This window comes from Fundicoccus sp. Sow4_H7 (assembly GCF_052115865.1).
Classification (GTDB): Bacteria; Bacillota; Bacilli; order Lactobacillales; family Aerococcaceae; genus Fundicoccus_A.
Genome location: NZ_JBQKME010000006.1, coordinates 88690 through 108466, shown reverse-complemented (window position 1 = coordinate 108466; position 19777 = coordinate 88690). Strand labels below are relative to the sequence as shown.

The following is a 19777-nucleotide window of genomic DNA, read 5'->3' as shown; positions in this document are numbered from 1 at the left end:
TTAATCCTGTTCTGGGTTTTTTAGAAAGTATCCTACGCCTCGGCGCGTTACAATATAGGTTGGATGACTCGGTGAATCTTCAATTTTTTCACGTAAACGACGGATCGTCACATCCACCGTACGAACATCACCAAAATAATCATATCCCCATACGGTTTCAAGTAAATGTTCGCGTGTCATCACTTGACCAATATGTTTAGCTAAATAATGTAGTAATTCAAATTCACGATGAGTAAGTTCAATTTCTTGGCCACGTTTTGAAATGATATAGGCATCTTGGTGAACAATTAATTCTCCTACAGCAATATCATTATTCTTCTCAGCATTGTCTTGTTCATAATCGCGAAAAGCATTACGTCTTAAATTGGCTTTTACACGCGCAATTAACTCACGGTTAGAAAATGGCTTGGTGACATAGTCATCGGCACCTAGTTCTAAACCTAATACTTTATCAATTTCTGAATCTTTAGCTGTTAACATAATAATGGGCACAGCACTGTCTTTACGAATTTCACGGCAAACTTCTAAGCCATCTTTTCCTGGTAACATTAAATCCAAGATAACGAGATCAGGATCTTCTTTTTTAAACATTTCAACGGCTTCATCACCATCGTATACTTTCACTACTTCGTAACCTTCATTTTTTAGGTTAAATTCGATAATATCGGAAATCGGCTTTTCATCATCGACTACTAAAATCTTTTTCATTTTCTCACTCCTCTTAGTGTCATACTTATTTATTTTGAAAAATTCTCACTCACTCTTTTATTATAGCGATTACAAGCAATTAGTCAAAACTATCACCATTAATTTTAATATATCTTATTGCTTCATTAATATAAAAACAGAGGTAGGATGTACGAATCTGACATCACTTGCCTCTGTTTACTATAGCTTATTTTAATGATTAAAATATGATAACAGGTGTTCCAACCTCAACTAATTCAAATAATTGAGCCATCATTCCAGGAGGGGTGTTAATACATCCTTGCGAACCAGCATATTGGTAAATATCGCCACCAAAGTTAGCTTGCCAGTTAGCATCGTGAATACCTTGACCAGTATCGTCAAAAGGTAACCAATAACTTACAGGTTGTTCATAGTCGTTACCTCTTTGTTGGTTAATTCCTACTAGAGTGGCATCTCTTTCTTTATTCCAAATAGAATACGCTCCAGCAATCGTAGGGGTTGGAACCGCATGGTTATTCCCCATACCACTTACAATAGCTGTTTCTAACATCTTTACACCATCACGGTAGTAGTACATCATTTGGTTGGCTAAGTCTACTTCAACATAAGTTCCACCAATGTCGTCACCGTTAGAATTATAACCTGTCCCTTGGATAATTGGTTGACGTGTAATATCTTCACCTGCTAATAAGTCTGCAGCAATTTGTGCCGCTTCTTCATCACGGTAAATTGACCAACCTAATGTACCTGGATCTACAGTTACTTCACCTTGTAATGTACTGTTAAATGAGCGATATGAATTATAAGTTGCATATTGGTCATTTAAGGTTCCTAAATATTCATAAATTAGATTTTGGTCAAATACTGGATTGTTTTCACTATCAAAGTATAACCATTCTTCAATTTTTTCTTGCGGAATCGTCACTTGGTTACCTGCAATATCTAAGGTAATTTTTGTGCTTGTTAATTCCTCAATACGATTCATTAAAGATTGAATTTCTTCACTTTCAGCGGTTACTTCAGGTTCTAAGTAAGTTTGATTGATTTCAACTTCTTCAGTTCCGTCTTGTAAGCCTGTTACAATTAATTCTTTAACTTCATCGAGGTCTAATTGCGTTCCATTAGAAGCGTCTTGAACGAAATAGCCACGACCGTCTTGGTAATCAATGTAAGCATTCGTTGCTGCTTCGCGATCTGAGTTAGTTAAGCCAATCTCAGCTAAAACAGCTGTTAAATCTTCGTCATTAATTTCTAAATTATCCATTAATGCATGATCATACTCAACACTTGAAAAATATCCACCTAACCATTCGGTTGGGTTTTGTGAATTATAAGTGCTAGTTAAAACTTCCTCTGTATTAAGTTGACCATTTAATTCGCTAACAGTAAAAGTTCCTAAAGTTTGACCATTTTCTTTTATTGTTATAGTTTCATTATTTAGCTCTTCTTCAATTTTAGCTTGAGCTTCTTGTAACGTTAAGTTACTAATATCTACTGAACCAAAAGTTGTATTTGCTTGGAACTTTTCTGCATAATAACCTATTCCGGCACTATATGCGACTCCAAGTATTATCAGCGTTATTAAGCTAATTATGAAAGTTTTTTTCATATACGTCCACCACCATTTAATTATTTTCTTCCTCATTCAAGTACATATTGTAACATACAATTGTGAAGATTCTATAAATAAATTGTTAAATCTCGCTTGCAAATTAAAATATATATTTATTAATGGCTTGGGCTACCCCAGCCTCATTATTAGTCGCTGTGGTTGCGTCTACAACAGCATCTAGCCCGTCTACACCATTGCCCATCTTAACGCCTAAACCAACATATTCTAGCATTTCAAAGTCATTTAATTGATCTCCAAGCGCCATAATGTTATCAGCAGAGATATTTAGTTGGTTGGATAGGGCTTTTAAGGCAACTCCCTTGTTAATATCTTTAGGTAAAAACTCGATAATAATCGGTTGGCTGCGGACGACAGAACTGTTACTGGCTAAGCTTTCTGGGAGTTCGGATTGGATTTTGTCTAACAGTGTTTGCTCTGACATGATCATCATTTTATAAATTCGTTTAATCTTCACAAATTCTTCAAAACTTATATGGGTTATTTCCGTCGCTAGTGTTTTAGCATCTTCAATCACTAAATCGGTCGATTCTTGCCCCCCAATTAAATACATTTTGTCATGATCAAAGGCTAAAAGACGGGCACCTTCCGTTTCATAAGTTGGTATGAAGTCTACTAATTGTTGAATAGCTGAACTTGCAAGGGTATATTCTTGCATCATTTTTAAATCAGACAAGCGATAAGTCACCGCTCCGTTTTGTGAAATTAAATATTCTTCATCTTTAGAATGTGGAAAAGGCAGATGTTCAACAAAGCGTTCAACTCCCGGCCACGTCCGGCCTGTACAAATAACAACCTTAATATCTTGTGCCATTGCTTCTTCAATCGCGGCAATATTTGCTTGAGGGATTGTTTTATCGTCTGTTAATAATGTTCCATCTAAATCGATTGCGATTAATTTAATGTTATTTGCCATGTTATTCCTTTTCCTTTCTAACCATCACTAAGCCGTCTCCCAGTGGTACTAAGCACGAACGGTGATCGGGATCATTTAAAACGGTATCCAATAAGAGATTTAGCTTGCGGTGAATTTTACGGACACGTTTCGGTCTGTCTTTCTCATCATCTAAAATTGTGCCACCTTGAAAAACATCATCAATAATTAAAACACCACCTACGCGCAGAAGACGCATGCATTCAGGATAAAAATCGATGTATTTAGCTTTAGCACTGTCCATAAAAATCAAGTCATAACTGCCTTTGAGGGTTGGTAGAATGTCAGCCGCATCCCCTTCTAAAAGCGTCACGCGATCTTCGATGCCCAGACGTTTAAAGTTTTCTTGGGCACGTTCATACATTTTAGGGTAGCGGTCAATCGTGGTCAAATGGCCCTCTGTTTGTAAATGCTGAGCCATCAAGCTGGCCGAAAAGCCTATCGCTGTTCCAATTTCTAAAATATAACGCGGTTCAATGGTCGCACAGAACAAATCTATAAACTTCGCTGTTTCATGAGGGATTATAGGGATACCATTATCATTCGCAAATTTTTCAATCTCACCTACGCCCCCAGGAAAGCCTGCTTGGGCTGTCCGCATATATTCAACCAATTCTGGCATCACAACTGGTCGATGCATCATTTCATTTAACATAGACAAACTCCTTTAATTTTTTACAAAAAATGAGTTGCATTTACGAATAGACCGATAAGAAGTCATTAGCGACTCCTATTTCGAACTTTCCATGCAACTCAAGGTACATTCTAAATAAATAACTTAAATTTAATCCTCATCGTCTTCATCTTCATCGTCTTGGTCACGATGCAGTTCAGGATGATAGCCTGCGGCTTCATCATCGTATAAATTATATTCCGTTTCAATGGTGTAATCTTCGTCAAGCATCATATGGATACCACGAATACGTCCATTTTCCACTTCAGTTGTTTTTAAAATCCATTTATTCGCACGACAAACAACGACTTCATCATCATCGGGAACATAACCAATTTCATAAATAATCATACCGGCCATTGTATCCACTTCTTCTGAGTGAAGTGATTCATCGAAATAGGTATTGAATTTATCGATTGGTAGACCACCGTTAATATAGTAGTTATGATCATCAATCTTACGCACATCACTTGATGTATTGATATCAGACTCATCTTCGATCTCACCAACGATTTCTTCCAATAAGTCTTCAAGGGTTACAATTCCCTCAACACCACCATACTCATCACGTAAGATGGCCATATGGGTTTGCTCACGTTTAAATTCAAGTAATAAGTCGTCAACAAAAATCGTTGAAGGTACAAATAATGGATCACTTGCTAATTCACGAAAGTTAATTTGTCCAAAACCTACTTGGCGTGAGGCTTTTAAGACGTTTTTCATATGGATAACTCCGATAACATTATCCTTATCATTTTCATATAAAGGGATACGTGAATATGGACTACTTAAAATAGTATCTAGAATTTCATCGTAATCATCTTCAATGTCAACCATCTGGGTATCAGTACGAGGGACCATTACTTCACGCGCTACTTTACTATCTAAGGATAGAACACCTTGTAGCATGGTAAATTCGGTTAAGTCGATCGAACCTTCTTGACGGCTGGCATTCAAAATGCCTTTCATTTCGTCACGGGTATATTTTTCTTCTTGTTTAGAAAAATCGATGGGTGTAATCCGTTGTAACAAGCCAGTCGATGCAGAAAGTAATTTAACAAAAGGTTTAAAAATGGTTTGAACCACATTTACAATCCCTGATGTTTGCATGGCAATTGTTTCCGGCATTTGCATAGCAATTTGTTTAGGGAATAACTCACCAAACACAAGTGTTATATATGAAAGAATTAGTGTTACCACTACTATAGCTGCTGTCTCAACTCCTGGAAAGTTTGGAAACCAAGTAGCCAGGCGTGAAGCAAAGCTGGTAGCAGCAGCCGCACTGGATAGAAATCCAGCTAAGGTAATCGCAACTTGAATCGTAGCTAAGAAATCATCCGAATCCTCTAATAATTCCATCACACGCTTGGCTTTTTTGTTACCATCTTCGGCTAAACGCTGTATCTTTTGTTGGTTCACAGATACGAATGCGATCTCCGAGGCAGCAAAAAAAGCATTTATTAAGGTTAATACCAGTATTACTAATAATTGACTAAACAATGAATTCCCCGAGGGGTCCATAAATTTTTCTCTCCTTCTTCGTATAAAAAATGTAAAAATAATACGTATATCATTACTATAGATAATTATCAACTAAAAAGCAATATTTATAGCAGTGATATTTAATTTTTTTATAGGGCTTTAAAATAGATTTTTTAGATTAAAAGATTAAAATATCATTAGAAAACAATTGCTAAAATTACTAAAATTTGCTAATATGATAGCGCAAGAGATTTCACGAAAGGTTTTGACAGAATGTTTGATGACTTAGTCGTTTACAAAGATAAACTCCACTGTTTGTCAGAGACTACCATGTGCGATGAGGCAATTGAAATTTTGGAAAATAATCATTTGCGATCCACACCGATCCTCGACCAGACGAACACCATGTACCGCGGTAACATTTATCGTTACCACATTTACCAATATAAATATCATAATCCAGACAGTGATCTTAGCAAGATTCCTGTGACACGTTTTCTTAAAAATAGCACCCGTGTTTTTCGCCAAAATGATCATTTTTATCGGCTCTTTTTTGCGATGAAAGATTTGCCTTATTTGGCAGTGGTTAATGAAGAAAATGCTTTTGTCGGTATTATTCCTCATGATCATTTAATTGACTTTCTCGCTCAGGCTTGGGCCATTAATCAAGCCGGCTATATTTTGTTTGTCCGTTCGATGGGCAAACCTGGCGATTTAAATCGTCTGTCCCGCATCATTAACCGTTACAGCGACATTTCGTCATCGATGTTTCTTGAGCGCACCGATTACCGTACACATGCCATGTCCATTTTTGTCTTACCTCAAGATACGGATAAAATCCAAGTGAACCAATTAATTAAATATCTCAACCGTAAAGATATTGCCCATCAATTTTATGATTTACAGTCGAATAAGATATAGTTGATAGATTATTTGATATTAGCTAGCTCTGTTTAGTTGAATTTTTAATGAGTATAAGTGCCTCAGTGAAATCATTGAGATGCTTATACTTTTTTATTTTGCAGTATAACTGTTTGTACGCGGATTGTTGCTGGTTTTTTAATCTGATTTTAATCTTTCGTGTGGTGAGATGGTCATTCGGCATATAATTTGAGTTATGTGCCGTTTCAGCGTCCCATTCGGCATATAAAATCCGCTATGTGCCGTTTCAGCGTCCCATTCGGCATATAAACTCCGAAATATACCGATTCAGCCATACACAGAGTCAAAAACCAACCGCTATCCTTTACAGATAGGGGTTGGTTTTTATTTCAGCGGCAATTGTTGTCGCAGAACCGTGGCCGGGGAATAATCGGTAATTTTCTGGCAAGCTGAGTATTTCCTTTTGAATGCCTGTTAATAACAAGGCTTGACTTCCTCCTGGTAAATCGGTCCGCCCGATGGATTGCTCAAATATGGTATCACCACAAATAACAAATCCATCATCTTCGAAAATATAGACCACATGGCCGGGACTATGTCCAGGGACAAAGGTGACTTTAAATTCAAAGTCACCTACAGTTTTGACGCCCATGCTATCCCATTCGTGTTCAGCTGGCCGTTGCATAAAGGCTGAGCCTACAAAGTAAGATAAGTTTTTCTGCGAATCGATGATGAAGGATGCTTCAATCGGATGGACATAAGCTTCAATGGCAAAGGCCTCACGCACGGCATCTAAAGCACCAATATGATCGTAGTGGCAGTGGGTCAACAAGACCGCTTGCGGTTGCCAACCATTGGACTTGATCCAATCAATTAATGTTTCAGCTTCCGCACCCGGATCGATAATTAATGCTTTTTTGTCTTCATTCACAATTGCATAGGTATTTTCTGAGGCAATACCGACAACCATTTTTTCTACCATTAACATTTTTTTCTCCAATCTTTTTTCGGCAGCTCTAAGAGCTGAGATATTTATTGGGGGGATTCATTAAGGTAAACGCGTGGGACACGCTCACCCAAACTACAGAAAATTTCGTAGCTGATGGTATTTAATTGTTGGGCTAAGAGTGACGCATGGTTATTCAGCTGACCGTCGCGGCCAATCAAGGTCACCGTTGTGCCTATCGGCAATTCTTCCGGCAGGCGAATCATCATTTGGTCCATATTAATGACGCCGGCGACAGGGCTAGCTTGACCATGCACCAGCACATCAATGGATTTATAATGACGCAACCAACCGTCCGCATATCCGATTGGAACTGTCCCAATCCATTCGTCGGTTTGAGCGGTATAGGTCGCACCGTAGCTAATTTTGCTACCCGCTTCTACTTTCTTCACATAAATTAATTCTGATACGAGTTGGAGAGCTGGCACAAAAGGACTTGACTCAATCGTTGCTAAGTCACCTGCAATTTGACTGGCATCGACTTGATTCATTGGAATCTGGTCTTTTGGATTCATCCCATACATGACGATGCCTAAGCGAATAATGTCTGATGTCGGTTGTTGAGGGTACCAAATCCCCATAGCAGAGTTAGCATAATGCCTCAAGGAAACACCTTTAGGCACCACTTCTAATAAATGCTCCCATCGCTTCCATTGTTCGTCCACATAGGCTTCAGGTCCGCCACCTGCGGTTGCAAAGTGAGTAAAAACCCCTTCCCAATGCGTCCAGCTGTAATCGTCCATCGCATCGATAAAGTCTAAAATTTCTTCTTGAGTCCGTAAACCAATCCGGCCCATTCCGGTGTCGATGGCCAGATGGTAGTTCAATGGATAGCGATTCAGCAAATCGAGCAGTTGGTGTTTACTTAGCTGTTCGTAGGCTTGTTGGAAAAACTGGCTGTTGCTGACGGTAATGGTCAGTTGATACATTAAGATTTCAGCAATCCCACGTGGGTCAGTTAGCCCCAGAACAATAATTGGGACAGCATCTAAACCTGCTTTACGCAAGCTAATCCCTTCATCTACGGTTGCAACCATCAAGCCATCTGCTCCTGCTTCAAGCGCAGCTTTAGCAACCGCGACATCCCCATGACCATAGGCATTCGCTTTAACAGTCGCAAAAACTAACTGCCTTTCTTCTTTCATGCTAATCATTGTTTTTACATTGTGTCGAATCGCATCCAAATCAATGATGACTTGTGTTGGGCGATGTTCACTAGGTTCTATCACTGTGGCGTCCTCCTAAGTCCTTCGTTAACCTTCTGTCTTCTTTTCAAAAAACAAATCCAACATTTGATCGATTTGATTATCGCCAAGGTTGATAATAACCGTCGCAATCGCATTGTCACGACTATGGCTGATGGATAAATCAACCCCTTCAATCAGCGGCGCCTTATCTAAATAAGGCACACCATTTTCACTGGCAAGAATTGAAATATCCGTAAATTTAAGTTTACCAATGCCGGTACGTAAAGCCTTACTGTATGCTTCTTTGGCACTAAAGCGACCTGCCAGAAAACTCATTTGCCGCCTACCTGTTAACTGATTGAAGATTTCCAATTCCTCTTCCGTCAGAATCTTCGCAGCAAAACGCTCATTCCGCTCATAAGCTCCCGCAATTCGATCAATCTCAATAATGTCTGTTCCGATACGCACTCTTTTAATACCCCTTTAAATAAATACCTCAATCGCAACCAAACGCTTGCTTTTAGCCTCTACCTTTTTGGCGCACTTTAAAGTTTTTGCTTTTTGCATTGGCTTGACGGGAACCGCCAGATTTAGAACTTCTGTTGCCTTGACCTTTGCTACGAGAACCAGAATTACGGCTACCGCCTTCACGATTGCGATCACGGCTACCGCGAGAACGTTTAGAACTTGGACGACGGTTGTCTTTTTTATTCGCATTTGGTAAAGGTTTTTGCGGTGAGATGGTGACATCAACATCATTGTGAGTCACAATCACTTCACTTAATAATGCTGCAACAAGTTCGGTTGGGTTGTATTGTTCTAACATGTTTTTAGCAACATTCATGTAGCTATCAACTTCGCGACCACTAATCTTATCATCTAAACTAGCAATGATTTGTTGCACTTGGCCTTGTTTAGCTTCTTGATCGGTTGGTGGACGTAATGGTGTCATTTCTTTACGAATTAGTGTTTCAATGGTACGTAAATAAGGCATCTCATTACTTGTTACAAATGTCGTAGACATACCTTCATTACCGGCACGGCCTGTACGGCCGATACGGTGAACATAACTTTCAGGATCTTGAGGAATATCATAGTTGTAAACATGCGTTACCCCTGAAATATCTAGACCACGGGCGGCTACGTCAGTAGCTACTAGGATTTCAATTTGGTTTTGTCTAAATTGGTTTATCACACTTGTTCGTTTTTGTTGTGTAATATCTCCATGGATTAATTCCGTGTTATAGCCACGTAAATTTAAACCACGACCTACTTCATCCACACGTTTTTTAGTCCGGCAGAAAATAATGGCTTGCGTTGGAGCTTGCACATCGATTAAGCGCGTTAAAATATCGAATTTCTCATCATCACGACATTTCACGAAATATTGATCGATTAAATCAGCCGTCATTTCTTTGGCTTCAATTTTGACGTGTTGAGGTTCTTTTAAGATTTTGTTGCTTAATTGACGAATCGCTGGAGGCATGGTGGCTGAGAATAGTAATGTTTGACGACTTGCTGGTGTTGCTTCAATAATCGCAAACACATCTTCATAAAAGCCCATATTTAACATTTCATCCGCTTCGTCTAAAACTAAGGTTCTTAAATCACCTAAGCGTAACACACCACGACGGATTAAGTCTAAAATACGGCCAGGTGTTCCCACAACAATTTGTGGCTTATTCCGCTTAATACGTTCAATTTGCTGACCAATTGGTGCACCACCGTAAACAACATAGACACGTGCACGTTGACCTTTACCTAGACGAAATAGTTCATCTTGAACTTGAATGGCTAATTCACGGGTTGGCGCAACCACCAAACCTTGAATACCTTCTTGATTAGGGTTTAATTTATTTAACATTGGAATCCCAAAGGCGGCTGTTTTGCCCGTTCCTGTTTGGGCTTGCCCAATGATGTCTCTGCCTTCTAATGCTAATGGAATGGCTTGTTGTTGGATAGGAGTTGGTTCCTCAAATCCCATTTCGCTAAGAGAGCTGAGTAGTTTTTCGCTTATTGCTAATTCATTAAATTTCAATCGTTTCTTCCTTTTCTTTGTTTTCTTCTATTTTTCATTGTACATCAGAATAAAGACAGCTACTAAACTTGATAATAAGTTGAATGAGCATTGCATCACTAAAGGTGGCTTTTAAAGGCTCTAATCCTAACTGATTACGAAGTCGAGTAGCTATCTTTATCATACATACGTCCCTGTGTTTATAGCAGAGATATTTATTTGGTTTGGTTTCCGGTTAAGGCGGTAACGACTTTAAGTAAGTCGACGCCGAAACTTGATTTGACGAGCACTACATCATCAGCTTTGATCGTCGCATTCAGTGCCACGATTAAGTTCTCGTGACTGTCTTCTTCATAAAATAACTTGTCACTGGCATATTCTTTTTGGAGTTCTTCATATAAATAACGCATATTTGGACCAAAAAGAAAGACTTCTTCAATCGCATCTGGCGAAATCACTTCTGACAATTGGCGGTGGAATTGTTCGCTGCCTTCACCTAATTCACGAATGTCGCCTAAAACCGCAATTTTACGGTTGGTATCGGCCATTTCAACGGTTGACAAAGTTTGTAAAACTGCACGCATTGACGTCGGACTCGCGTTATAAGCATCGTTTAGTAGGCGGGCACCTTGATATGTTTTTAGCCATTCAAGGCGATTAGCGGTTAATTTGAATTGTGCCAGTTGGAAAATGGCTTGTTCCATTGGAACATCCAGCACTTCCGCAATACTTAAAGCCACTAGGGCGTTAGATACATTGTAAGCACCAATCACTGGAATCATGCAAATAACATTTTCGTCCACATTGGTTTTAAATAGGGTTTTATCGTGCTCTTCAACAATATCGTAAGCAAAGACATCGTCATCTTTATCAAAACCAAATGACCGCATATAAATGGGGAAATTAATCTCAGGCATTTCATCACTAATTAAAGGTTCATTGGCTGGGAAAATAAAGATCCCATACTCTTTCATCCCTTTAAGGATTTCTAATTTAGCTCGCGCAATCCCTTGACGGCTGCCTAAATGTTCCATATGACTTTCGCCAATTAAAGTAATGGCTGCGATATTAGGTTCAGCGATTTTGCTGAGTTTTTCAATTTCGCCAAGTTGACTCATACCCATTTCTAAAACGAGGACCTGTGTATCTTCAGGCATGGATAAGATTGTATATGGTAAACCAATTTCGTTATTGTAGTTCCCTTGTGTTTTATGCACTTTATATTTAGCAGAAAGCGCCATAGCCGTCATGTCTTTCGACGTTGTTTTCCCATTACTGCCGGTAATTCCCACAACGAAAGGATTTACTAATGTTCGATAATAGTGCGCTAAATCTTGCATGGCTTGTAAGGTATCATCTACCAAAATGATGGCTAACTTATCGGAAGGGGCTTCAACTTCTGGGCGTGACCAAAGGGTCGCTGTTGCACCTTGTTCAATAGCCATATCAATATAATCGTGACCATCTGTTGTCCCACCGGTTAAGGGGATAAATAAGGTGTTCGGTCCGACTTTGCGTGAATCAAATTCGATTTGTTCAATCATCATCTGACGATCAGAGGTCGTATAATCAATCGCATGAACCGCTTTGACGATTTCCATTAAATTAAGAGATTTCATTTATCGATTCCTTCTAGTAAAATATTAGTTATTTTGCTTAAGGGCTTGCTTGGTTTCATGTGAACGCAGGGCTAATTGTAATAATTCTTCAATCAGGTCACGTTGATTTAAGCCTGTTTCTTTCCATAGTAATGGGTACATACTAAAGGCTGTGAAGCCTGGCATGGTATTTATTTCGTTAATATAAATATCATGGTTGCTAGTCACAAAAAAGTCTACGCGGCTCAGTCCACGCCCATCAATCACACGGTAAGCCTCAAGGGCATATTCTTGAATACGCGCCACAATAGCTTCTGGAAGTTCCGCTGGAATTTCCATTTCCACCGTATTATTGATATATTTTTCATTATAATCGTAGAAGTCTTGTTTTTTAACGAGTCGTCCCACCACGCTGACATGGGCATCATCATTACCTAAAATAGCGACTTCACACTCTTGTGCTAAAATACCTTGTTCAACTACGATACGACGATCATATTGAAAAGCAAGTTCAACAGCAGTAATCAATTCTTCAACATTTTCAACCTTGCTGATACCCACACTTGATCCCATATTAGCCGGTTTAACAAATAGAGGGTAAATCAAGCTGCCTTCACAGCGTTGAATAATATCATCTTTATCGGTACGCCAATCCAGTGCATTAAAAGATACATAAGGGACTTGGGGTAAGCCCATTTTATCAAACAAGCTTTTTGAAATGATTTTATCCATCCCATTGGCACTTGCTGTAACACCCGCACCAACATAAGGTAAGTTTAAAACTTCAAGGAAACCTTGAATGGTTCCATCTTCACCATTTGGCCCATGTAAGACAGGAAAGACAATGACATCCGGTTCTTGAATTTCCCCTGGATTAATGGCTACACCCACCGAAGTTTCTGTATCTGATTGTGCCCAGCTGGCTACTTGACCTTCTTCTAACCGAAGTTGGTTAACATTGGTTGGGGATTGCTCTAATAAAGGCCCTTTTAACCATCTGCCATCTTTTGTTAAGTAAATGGGTTGGACTTGATAATACTCGTACATAATTAATTGACAAATGGTATGTGCCGACAAGATTGAAATGTCATGCTCTGCACTTTGTCCACCATATAAAAGGATTATTTTCATTGAGTTTCCTCCAGCTTCTCTTCGTCATTTTCACCGTTAATTGATAAATGCCATTCTTGCACTTCTATATTATAACTTAACATTCCGATAGACTCATCTATTTTTTGCGCCAAGGTTAACAAAGTTAATTCATCCTCAATAATAAATAATGGGATTTGCCAATTCTTATTGATTAATTCGGCACGAGCAAAATCAAACTTCAAACCAAATAAAAAGTAATGCTCTAATTGATCAACAATGGCTTGGGGTACCGGCGCAACTTTTGTCCGACGCGCAAAAAGAAAACTCCGATTTTCATTCATGAGTTGACCCATCTTGGTATTTAATACACGCTGTAATCTTGGAATAAAATGACTGACATAACGATAGTAGGTTTTATTCAACCCATTAGGCAAAGTCAAAAATGCATAGTTGTTCTGTAACTTATAAAAGAAGGCAGAACGCAAAGGATTGCCCGAATGAAACAGATATAAGATTTCAGCGATCTCATTCGGTGTTAACTGATGCATCAACTCGATACTTTCAAAATCAATCCAATTCGACGAATGGATTTGTTGTTTGGTTACCGTTTCAAGGTATTGCAACACTTCCGGTTGCCCGCGAAGAATTTTGAAGTTTGTTGGAGCATCGAATCGGCCAAATTGTAAGTGAGCTTCAGCGAGAATCAAATTATGAGGAACATACTGATTATTGAAATCTTCAATTTTTAAATCTATCCCACGTGTCTTAATATAGTTCATTACCGGATCGTAATGCACATACAAATTGACGCGACTCATCATTTCCCTCCTTTACCTAATTAGTCAACATTTTACTATACTTATACAGCTAAATGATAGTCTATTTTCACATTTTTTAAGATTTAACGACTTCTTTACCAATTATTACACTTAACTAAAAAATTGTACTCTTTTTCCCCTCTAATAGCAATCTTTCTTTTAATAAATATCCCTGCTTTGAGTCGATGATATTTATTTCAGGGCTTTAAAAAAGTCAATCCAGCCAAGTAGATCTTGTCTGAATTGACTTCTATTACTTGATGCTTATGTGATTAAAAACTCACTTCTGGCACAGCACGGTCTTCTTCTGGCGTTTCTAAATAAGGGCGTGTCCTAAAGCCGTGGACACCGGCAATAATATTATTCGGCATGGATTCAACGGCCGTGTTGTATTGTTGAACGCTTGAATTGTAAAGCATTCTTGCTTTAGCAATTTTGTCTTCAGTGTCAGCGAGTGTTTGCTGTAATTGCGTAAAATTGGTATTCGCTTTTAATTCAGGATAAGACTCAGCTACGGCTAAAAGACGTGATAAGGCTCCTGTTAACTGATTAGACATGGTATTGATTTGTTCCGGACTGGCATCATTTGGCAAAGCTAACATTTGTTGCCTGGCTTGAGTGACACGGTCTAAGGTTTCACGCTCATGACTCGCATAACCTTTAACGGTTTCGACTAAATTTGGAATCAAATCATTCCGGCGTTTCAATTGGACATCAATTTGGCTAAAGCTCTCATCGGTCCAATTACGTCTTTGAATCAAACGGTTGTAAATCATCATCCATGCTAAGCCGATAATGACAACAACGACTAAAATTATTATCCACTCCATTGTCTTTCCACCTTTCAAATAAAAGCCTAAGATAAGTCAATTATAAACTACTGGGCTTTGTTTGTCTAAAAGCTTACTGCTTTTTTTCGAGCAGGCGGTTCATTAAGGCTTCTGCATGCTGTTGAATTTTAATAGTAGAATTATTTTGGTAAATAACCCCATTAACCAACATACCATGCGCATGCAAATTGTCCCATTCGCCGTAACGCGGTGAAATCACTTGAACCGTTTGACGATTCATACTTAATCCTTTGGCGGTGTCAACTTGAGCAATCCGTTCATCGAGTAGGTGGTCAAGGAGCGGATGACTGTCCAATTCACTCTTGTTCGTTAATTGTCCACCGGTTGCGTTGACAACCCAATCCACGGCGACAGACTCTTTATCCTTATCTTCAGGGATTAAGATTAGCTTGTCGTCGGCCTCACGGTCAATGGTCTCTAAATCACCAAGGACAGTTAAGCGATTCTCTTTGGCAAGTGCGAGAATTTCTTTAGCAGAATTAGGCGGCATTGGATTACGTAAATGGTTGATTATGTCATTGTATTTTTCATTAAATTGCTTCCGGTTCTCTTCGGATAAAACTTCCCAAATTGTGGTCATAATGACCGTCAAATGACTCATGGCCGCTTGCATCTGCCCAACAACCTCTGGATTAGCGAGCGTTTTTTCGATTCCTTCAATTCCAGGCAGATAATATTCTTCTTTGAACGCTTTAAAATCTAATTGATTTAACGCCAAGTCATGCGTGATCCATTTATCAACCGTTTCAAAATCCAAATAACCATTATTTTGTTTAATTTGCTCGTCCACGCGTACTTGTTGGAGGCAGTCAAATTGGAGTTCGACTTCATCATTCCCACGAACCGTCGGGAAATGCCCGCCAAGTGAAAAAATAAATATCTCTGCTACTTGACGGTCGTTACCTAAGTATTTCAACACATCAATTCCCGATAAGCCTGTTCCGATGATGCCTACTCTAGCAGCAGTATCGACATCTTTGGGATATTTATTCAAAGGATAGGTCTGATGAATGTAACGAGGGTGACCTTTTAATTGGTAGAAATCTTGAATGGGAAACTCACCGCAACATAAGTGGACACGGTCATAAAGCTGGTCCTCATCATCGGCCAGTTCAGATTTTTCAAGTTTAACCGCCCATTTTTTCTTAGTTGGTAACCAAGTGAGTGATTCTACTTTACTGTAAAAGCTGGTCGCATTTAAGGCTTCAACTAGTTCTTGCGTGCGATCAAATAAATAATCGCCGTACAAACGACGCGGGGCATATTGTGGAATAGGGATTTGTTTTTCTTCTAACCACTCAACGAAATCATGCATGTTTTCAAAATCATATGAAATAGCATCGCTAGGCGAATTAATTAACGCTTCTTCTGATGGTTCTCGAAAAGGAACACCTCGGCCAAAAGATGCTTCTGTGTCAAAACAATCAATTTCTACTTCCATATTTGGGTATTTTTGTTTCGCTTTTTGATAGGCTAGGAGTGTGGCAGACCCACTAACACCCATACCAATAACTGCTACTTTTTCGATAAACTTTCGCCTCCGATTCAATGTAAAAGTGATTTAATTTTACTAAAATCAAGCTTAGTAGTCAATTTATTGACAGTTAATTTTTGCTATAATGATCGCTTAAATCAAAAAGCAATTTTTAGGTGTGAATAATAGCAAGGGATTTTTTCTGTTTCTGTCAACGGATAATAAGTTGGAAAGTTACGTGATGTATTGGATGTGGGGGCAACAATGGTTATCCCACTTGATGCCTGCACAAAATCGTGACTCAATGCAATCGCCGGACTTCTAGATGGTCGTTCATACCCTTTACTAGGGCTGAAGTTAACATAAAAAATATCACCTTGCTGAATTACCACTCCAATCCCTCTCCTTTAGCTTCTCCCCAATCTAATTCTTCTTCTGAATAATTAAAAGCTTTACCGTTATAGTCTGCAAACAATTCGTAAATTGTTTCAGGATATTCTTGTTTAGGAATTAATTGAATATGTTCATTTTGAACTTTGATTTCAAATAACTGGTTTTCGTTTAAAATTAACTGTTGAATAATCGCAATCGGAATACGGATCGCTTTTGAGTTTCCCCAATTAACTAATTTTACATTGTCAATATTTTCACCTCTTAAATAGAATACACCAAATGTATATACATGAACAAAAAATATCACCCTACGGTATACGCAGGATGATATTTATTTAAGGTTAATTATCTTTGTGCACGACGTTGGTAAGTTCCTTCGCTAGTGCTAATTTCTAGCGCTTCACCGACTTCGATAAAGTCCGGCACGTTCACGACTAAACCTGTTTCCATTGTCGCTGGCTTACCAGAACCTGTAACAGTAGCCCCTTTAATCGATGGTTGTGTTTCAGCAACCGTTAAAACGACTGAACCAGGTAATTCAACCCCGATAACTTCCGTTGTATAGAATTGAATTTTAACTTGCATATTTTCAAGCAAGAATTTCAATTCGTATTCAATCAATTCGTTTGGAATTTCATACTGCTCGTATGTTTCCAAGTCCATAAAGTAAGACGTACCGTCCATGCTATATAGGTATTGAACGGTTTTTGTTTCAATGTAGGCACGTTCAAATTTTTCATCCGGACGGAATGTAGTATCATAAGTTGCACCCGTACGCACATCACGCAATTTCATACGCATAACCGTATTCCCTTTACCAGGTTTATGGTGGCTCGCGTCGAGCACACGAATCAATTTACCATCTTGAACAAAAGTCATACCCGCTCTTAAGTCTACTGCTGTAATCATGTCATTTCTCCTTTAAATAAATATCTCAGATTCAATTGTAGAATTTCCTCTCCTATCATACCATATTCAGTGGCTTTTTCCTAACAGCATTGTTAGCTATGAAGTTATTTATTTAAAGGTTTAAATGGTATAATAGGAGAGAATTCAGTACATGGAGGTGTCGAATGAAAAACTTTTCGATGCAATCGATTAAAGAAATGGTAGACAATTACCGCGCTAGACCCATTGGCACAACGAAACGCTATGCGGTGCTGATTCCGCTTGTTGAAATAGATAACGAACTACATTTGTTATATGAAGTGCGTAGTCAACACATTTCACAACCGAACGAAACATCTTTTCCGGGCGGACGAATTGATGAAGGTGAAACACCAGCAGAAGCTGCCGTGCGGGAAACCGTTGAAGAGTTAAACTACGATGGTAGTAAGATTGAACTTTTTGGTGCTTTAGACTATATTGTCCAAGATAGCCGTGTGATTTATAGTTATGTCGGGGTACTGCATGACTTTGATATTGATCTGCTGAACCCCAACGAGGAAGTGGCCAGTGTCTTTACTCTGCCATTGCGGTTCCTTGTCGAAAACCGACCAGCTTATTACGAAATCACTGCCCAAGCCAATTATACCGACGATTTTCCTTTCGATTATATCAACAGTTCACGTGATATTCGGATGCGGACCTTTAGAGCCAAAATCCCCTACTATCGCCTTGACGACCAGTATCTCTGGGGCTTTACCGCCAACATCACCGACCGCTTTATTGAGTTGGTCAGGGAACATTTTAAAGATAAGTTGTAAAGACCAGCCTTTGCGGCTGGTTTTTTTGGTGTTGGCGGGGGCGAGGCGGTTTAGCAGTGGGGCGAGAGGTGGGTCACGTTAGTTAAGTAGCTAAATAGACAGTTAAGTAGGCTCAGTTCGTCAGTTTAGTGCCTAAATAGACAGTTTAAGAGGCTCAGTTCGTCAGTTTAGCGTCTAAATAGACAGTTTAAGAGGCTCAGTTCGTCAGTTTAGCGTCTAAACTGACGTACCGGAAGCACTTTCACGTCAGATCCAACCACTCCACCAATTTAGCGCCGCCCTTGCTGGCTGCACCACAAAAAACCTCTAAGCTTTCCGGTTGAAAGCTTAGAGGTTTCGTCTCTTGCCAGAGATATTTATTTTAATTGGACGTCGTCGGTAGTTGGGCCGTCAACTTTCAATTCGCCGTCTTCAAAGTAAAGGCGATCAATCGCTGGACGGCGGTTGCCGCTTGGGTTGTTGGGATCGGTGTGGATGTGGTACACGATATAGAGCGTCTCATCATCCAGGCCTTTCGTCACACTGTTGTGGCCGGGGCCGGAAATCCCTTTGCTTAAATCCGATGTCAAAATCGGGTTGGTGTCACTTTTCTCAAAAGGTCCCATCGGATTGTCACTCACCGCATAACCTACCGCATAATTGGGTCCGGCAAAGAAGTTGGCAGAATACATCAAGTAGTAGCGGTCTTCGTGTTTGATCACAAACGGACCTTCATTCCATTGGTAGTCGCCATTAGGGTCTTCCCACTCATGATCGGGCTCCAATAGAAATTGTGGTTCGCCCACCAAACTCAACAAATCGTTAGCCATTTCCTGTACATAAATATGGCTGACATGCTTACCATCAACAATATTTTCATAATTATCTTTGACATAATAGAAATAAGGTGTGCCATCATCGTCAATAAAGAAGTGGCCGTCGATATACGAACCTTCATCAGCTATTAAATCAGGGTTCGCGTCCACAAAAGGACCGGTCGGCGAATCACTCGTTGCTATCGCAATCCGCAAACTGTCTTCTTGGTTGCGGGCACTATAGGACATATAGTAGGTGTCGCCATGCTTAATGACTTCCGGCGCCCAAAAATCCCCCGTCGCCCATAAGTCAGAATGCATGTGATCATAAGCCAAACCATATTCTTCCCAATCCACCAAATTGTCTGACTCCCAAACCAAAAAGCCCACGCCCGGTGCCGAAGTCGCATACATGTAATATTTACCGTCATCTTTTAAAATATAAGGATCCCCAATATCCGTCATATTCCCGATGGGATTATTATAATAAATTTCTTCTGCTGTCACTGCTTGAACCCCTCCAAAATAAATAACACTGCATACGGCCATT

20 protein-coding genes are annotated in these 19777 nt (G+C 39.4%); 2 read left to right on the top strand and 18 right to left on the bottom strand.

Annotation, left to right across the window (positions count from 1 at the left end; translation table 11 throughout):
* The 5 genes from yycF to ACTQ54_RS07530 all read right to left on the bottom strand — a co-directional run bounded on the left by yycF (position 1) and on the right by ACTQ54_RS07530 (position 5448).
* Positions 1-708 (bottom strand): response regulator YycF, encoded by a 708-nt coding sequence (gene yycF / locus ACTQ54_RS07550; protein WP_441755607.1) that lies wholly within the window; start codon positions 706-708, stop codon positions 1-3.
* Positions 709-907: 199 nt separating this feature from the next.
* On the bottom strand, positions 908-2299 hold the full coding sequence (locus ACTQ54_RS07545) for a L,D-transpeptidase family protein (protein WP_441755605.1): 1392 nt from the start codon (positions 2297-2299) through the stop codon (positions 908-910).
* Between the two features lie 103 nt (positions 2300-2402).
* Entirely contained in the window at positions 2403-3236 is an 834-nt protein-coding gene (locus tag ACTQ54_RS07540; protein WP_441755603.1) for a Cof-type HAD-IIB family hydrolase, read from the bottom strand.
* 1 nt (position 3237) lies between these two features.
* Positions 3238-3909 carry an O-methyltransferase gene (locus ACTQ54_RS07535; RefSeq protein WP_441755601.1) on the bottom strand — a complete coding sequence of 224 codons (672 nt, stop codon included), beginning with the start codon at positions 3907-3909 and terminating at the stop codon, positions 3238-3240.
* 129 nt (positions 3910-4038) lie between these two features.
* Positions 4039-5448, bottom strand: a complete 1410-nt coding sequence (locus tag ACTQ54_RS07530; protein WP_441755599.1) for a hemolysin family protein — start codon at positions 5446-5448, stop codon at positions 4039-4041.
* 234 nt (positions 5449-5682) lie between these two features.
* On the opposite strand from ACTQ54_RS07530, the gene cbpA reads away from it, so the two are divergent.
* Positions 5683-6330, top strand: a complete 648-nt coding sequence (gene cbpA, locus ACTQ54_RS07525) for a cyclic di-AMP binding protein CbpA (RefSeq protein ID WP_441755597.1) — start codon at positions 5683-5685, stop codon at positions 6328-6330.
* A 325-nt stretch (positions 6331-6655) separates the two neighbouring features.
* Here cbpA and ACTQ54_RS07520 read toward each other — a convergent pair whose 3' ends face one another.
* The 12 genes from ACTQ54_RS07520 to efp form a co-directional block, all read right to left on the bottom strand.
* Positions 6656-7279 carry an MBL fold metallo-hydrolase gene (locus tag ACTQ54_RS07520; protein ID WP_441755595.1) on the bottom strand — a complete coding sequence of 208 codons (624 nt, stop codon included), beginning with the start codon at positions 7277-7279 and terminating at the stop codon, positions 6656-6658.
* A gap of 44 nt (positions 7280-7323) precedes the next feature.
* Positions 7324-8526, bottom strand: coding sequence for an alanine racemase (gene alr / locus ACTQ54_RS07515; RefSeq protein ID WP_441755594.1), 1203 nt, complete (start codon positions 8524-8526; stop codon positions 7324-7326).
* Between the two features lie 24 nt (positions 8527-8550).
* Positions 8551-8952: a holo-ACP synthase gene (gene acpS, locus ACTQ54_RS07510; protein WP_441755592.1), complete on the bottom strand. Its 402-nt coding sequence runs from the start codon at positions 8950-8952 to the stop codon at positions 8551-8553.
* Between the two features lie 52 nt (positions 8953-9004).
* Entirely contained in the window at positions 9005-10522 is a 1518-nt protein-coding gene (locus ACTQ54_RS07505; RefSeq protein WP_441755590.1) for a DEAD/DEAH box helicase, read from the bottom strand.
* A gap of 194 nt (positions 10523-10716) precedes the next feature.
* Positions 10717-12120: a UDP-N-acetylmuramoyl-tripeptide--D-alanyl-D-alanine ligase gene (locus ACTQ54_RS07500; RefSeq protein ID WP_441755588.1), complete on the bottom strand. Its 1404-nt coding sequence runs from the start codon at positions 12118-12120 to the stop codon at positions 10717-10719.
* A gap of 24 nt (positions 12121-12144) precedes the next feature.
* The gene (locus ACTQ54_RS07495; RefSeq protein ID WP_441755586.1) at positions 12145-13230 is read right to left on the bottom strand and encodes a D-alanine--D-alanine ligase; all 1086 of its coding nucleotides are present in this window, start codon (positions 13228-13230) and stop codon (positions 12145-12147) included.
* The gene (locus tag ACTQ54_RS07490; protein WP_441755584.1) at positions 13227-14009 is read right to left on the bottom strand and encodes a hypothetical protein; all 783 of its coding nucleotides are present in this window, start codon (positions 14007-14009) and stop codon (positions 13227-13229) included. Before ACTQ54_RS07490 ends, ACTQ54_RS07495 begins: the two co-directional genes overlap by 4 nt.
* A 272-nt stretch (positions 14010-14281) precedes the next feature.
* A complete protein-coding gene (locus ACTQ54_RS07485) occupies positions 14282-14839 on the bottom strand; it encodes a LemA family protein (protein WP_441755582.1) in 558 nt (185 codons plus the stop codon).
* Positions 14840-14912: 73 nt separating this feature from the next.
* Positions 14913-16409: an FAD/NAD(P)-binding protein gene (locus ACTQ54_RS07480; protein ID WP_441755580.1), complete on the bottom strand. Its 1497-nt coding sequence runs from the start codon at positions 16407-16409 to the stop codon at positions 14913-14915.
* 83 nt (positions 16410-16492) lie between these two features.
* On the bottom strand, positions 16493-16726 hold the full coding sequence (locus ACTQ54_RS07475) for a type II toxin-antitoxin system PemK/MazF family toxin (RefSeq protein WP_441755579.1): 234 nt from the start codon (positions 16724-16726) through the stop codon (positions 16493-16495).
* Complete coding sequence (locus ACTQ54_RS07470) at positions 16720-17034, bottom strand: AbrB/MazE/SpoVT family DNA-binding domain-containing protein (protein WP_441755577.1); 315 nt, start codon at positions 17032-17034, stop codon at positions 16720-16722. The genes ACTQ54_RS07475 and ACTQ54_RS07470 overlap by 7 nt, the downstream gene beginning before the upstream one ends.
* A gap of 38 nt (positions 17035-17072) precedes the next feature.
* Positions 17073-17636, bottom strand: a complete 564-nt coding sequence (gene efp / locus ACTQ54_RS07465; protein ID WP_441755575.1) for an elongation factor P — start codon at positions 17634-17636, stop codon at positions 17073-17075.
* 164 nt (positions 17637-17800) lie between these two features.
* Between efp and ACTQ54_RS07460 the strand changes: the two genes are divergently transcribed.
* On the top strand, positions 17801-18433 hold the full coding sequence (locus ACTQ54_RS07460) for an NUDIX hydrolase (RefSeq protein WP_441755573.1): 633 nt from the start codon (positions 17801-17803) through the stop codon (positions 18431-18433).
* Between the two features lie 356 nt (positions 18434-18789).
* Here the strand turns inward: ACTQ54_RS07460 and ACTQ54_RS07455 are convergent, their stop codons facing one another.
* A complete protein-coding gene (locus ACTQ54_RS07455; protein WP_441755571.1) occupies positions 18790-19776 on the bottom strand; it encodes a glycoside hydrolase family 43 protein in 987 nt (328 codons plus the stop codon).
* Between the last annotated feature and the right edge of the window lies 1 nt (position 19777).

Coding starts and splice junctions, on each gene's coding strand:
- ACTQ54_RS07460 (WP_441755573.1), top strand. CDS start 17,801: ATGAAAAACTTTTCGATGCAATCGATTAAAGAAATGGTAGACAATTAC.
- ACTQ54_RS07530 (WP_441755599.1), bottom strand. CDS start 5,448: ATGGACCCCTCGGGGAATTCATTGTTTAGTCAATTATTAGTAATACTG.
- ACTQ54_RS07455 (WP_441755571.1), bottom strand. CDS start 19,776: ATGGCCGTATGCAGTGTTATTTATTTTGGAGGGGTTCAAGCAGTGACA.
- cbpA (WP_441755597.1), top strand. CDS start 5,683: ATGTTTGATGACTTAGTCGTTTACAAAGATAAACTCCACTGTTTGTCA.
- ACTQ54_RS07520 (WP_441755595.1), bottom strand. CDS start 7,279: ATGTTAATGGTAGAAAAAATGGTTGTCGGTATTGCCTCAGAAAATACC.
- ACTQ54_RS07545 (WP_441755605.1), bottom strand. CDS start 2,299: ATGAAAAAAACTTTCATAATTAGCTTAATAACGCTGATAATACTTGGA.
- yycF (WP_441755607.1), bottom strand. CDS start 708: ATGAAAAAGATTTTAGTAGTCGATGATGAAAAGCCGATTTCCGATATT.
- ACTQ54_RS07500 (WP_441755588.1), bottom strand. CDS start 12,120: ATGAAATCTCTTAATTTAATGGAAATCGTCAAAGCGGTTCATGCGATT.
- ACTQ54_RS07495 (WP_441755586.1), bottom strand. CDS start 13,230: ATGAAAATAATCCTTTTATATGGTGGACAAAGTGCAGAGCATGACATT.
- ACTQ54_RS07535 (WP_441755601.1), bottom strand. CDS start 3,909: ATGTTAAATGAAATGATGCATCGACCAGTTGTGATGCCAGAATTGGTT.
- ACTQ54_RS07485 (WP_441755582.1), bottom strand. CDS start 14,839: ATGGAGTGGATAATAATTTTAGTCGTTGTTGTCATTATCGGCTTAGCA.
- efp (WP_441755575.1), bottom strand. CDS start 17,636: ATGATTACAGCAGTAGACTTAAGAGCGGGTATGACTTTTGTTCAAGAT.
- ACTQ54_RS07540 (WP_441755603.1), bottom strand. CDS start 3,236: ATGGCAAATAACATTAAATTAATCGCAATCGATTTAGATGGAACATTA.
- ACTQ54_RS07490 (WP_441755584.1), bottom strand. CDS start 14,009: ATGAGTCGCGTCAATTTGTATGTGCATTACGATCCGGTAATGAACTAT.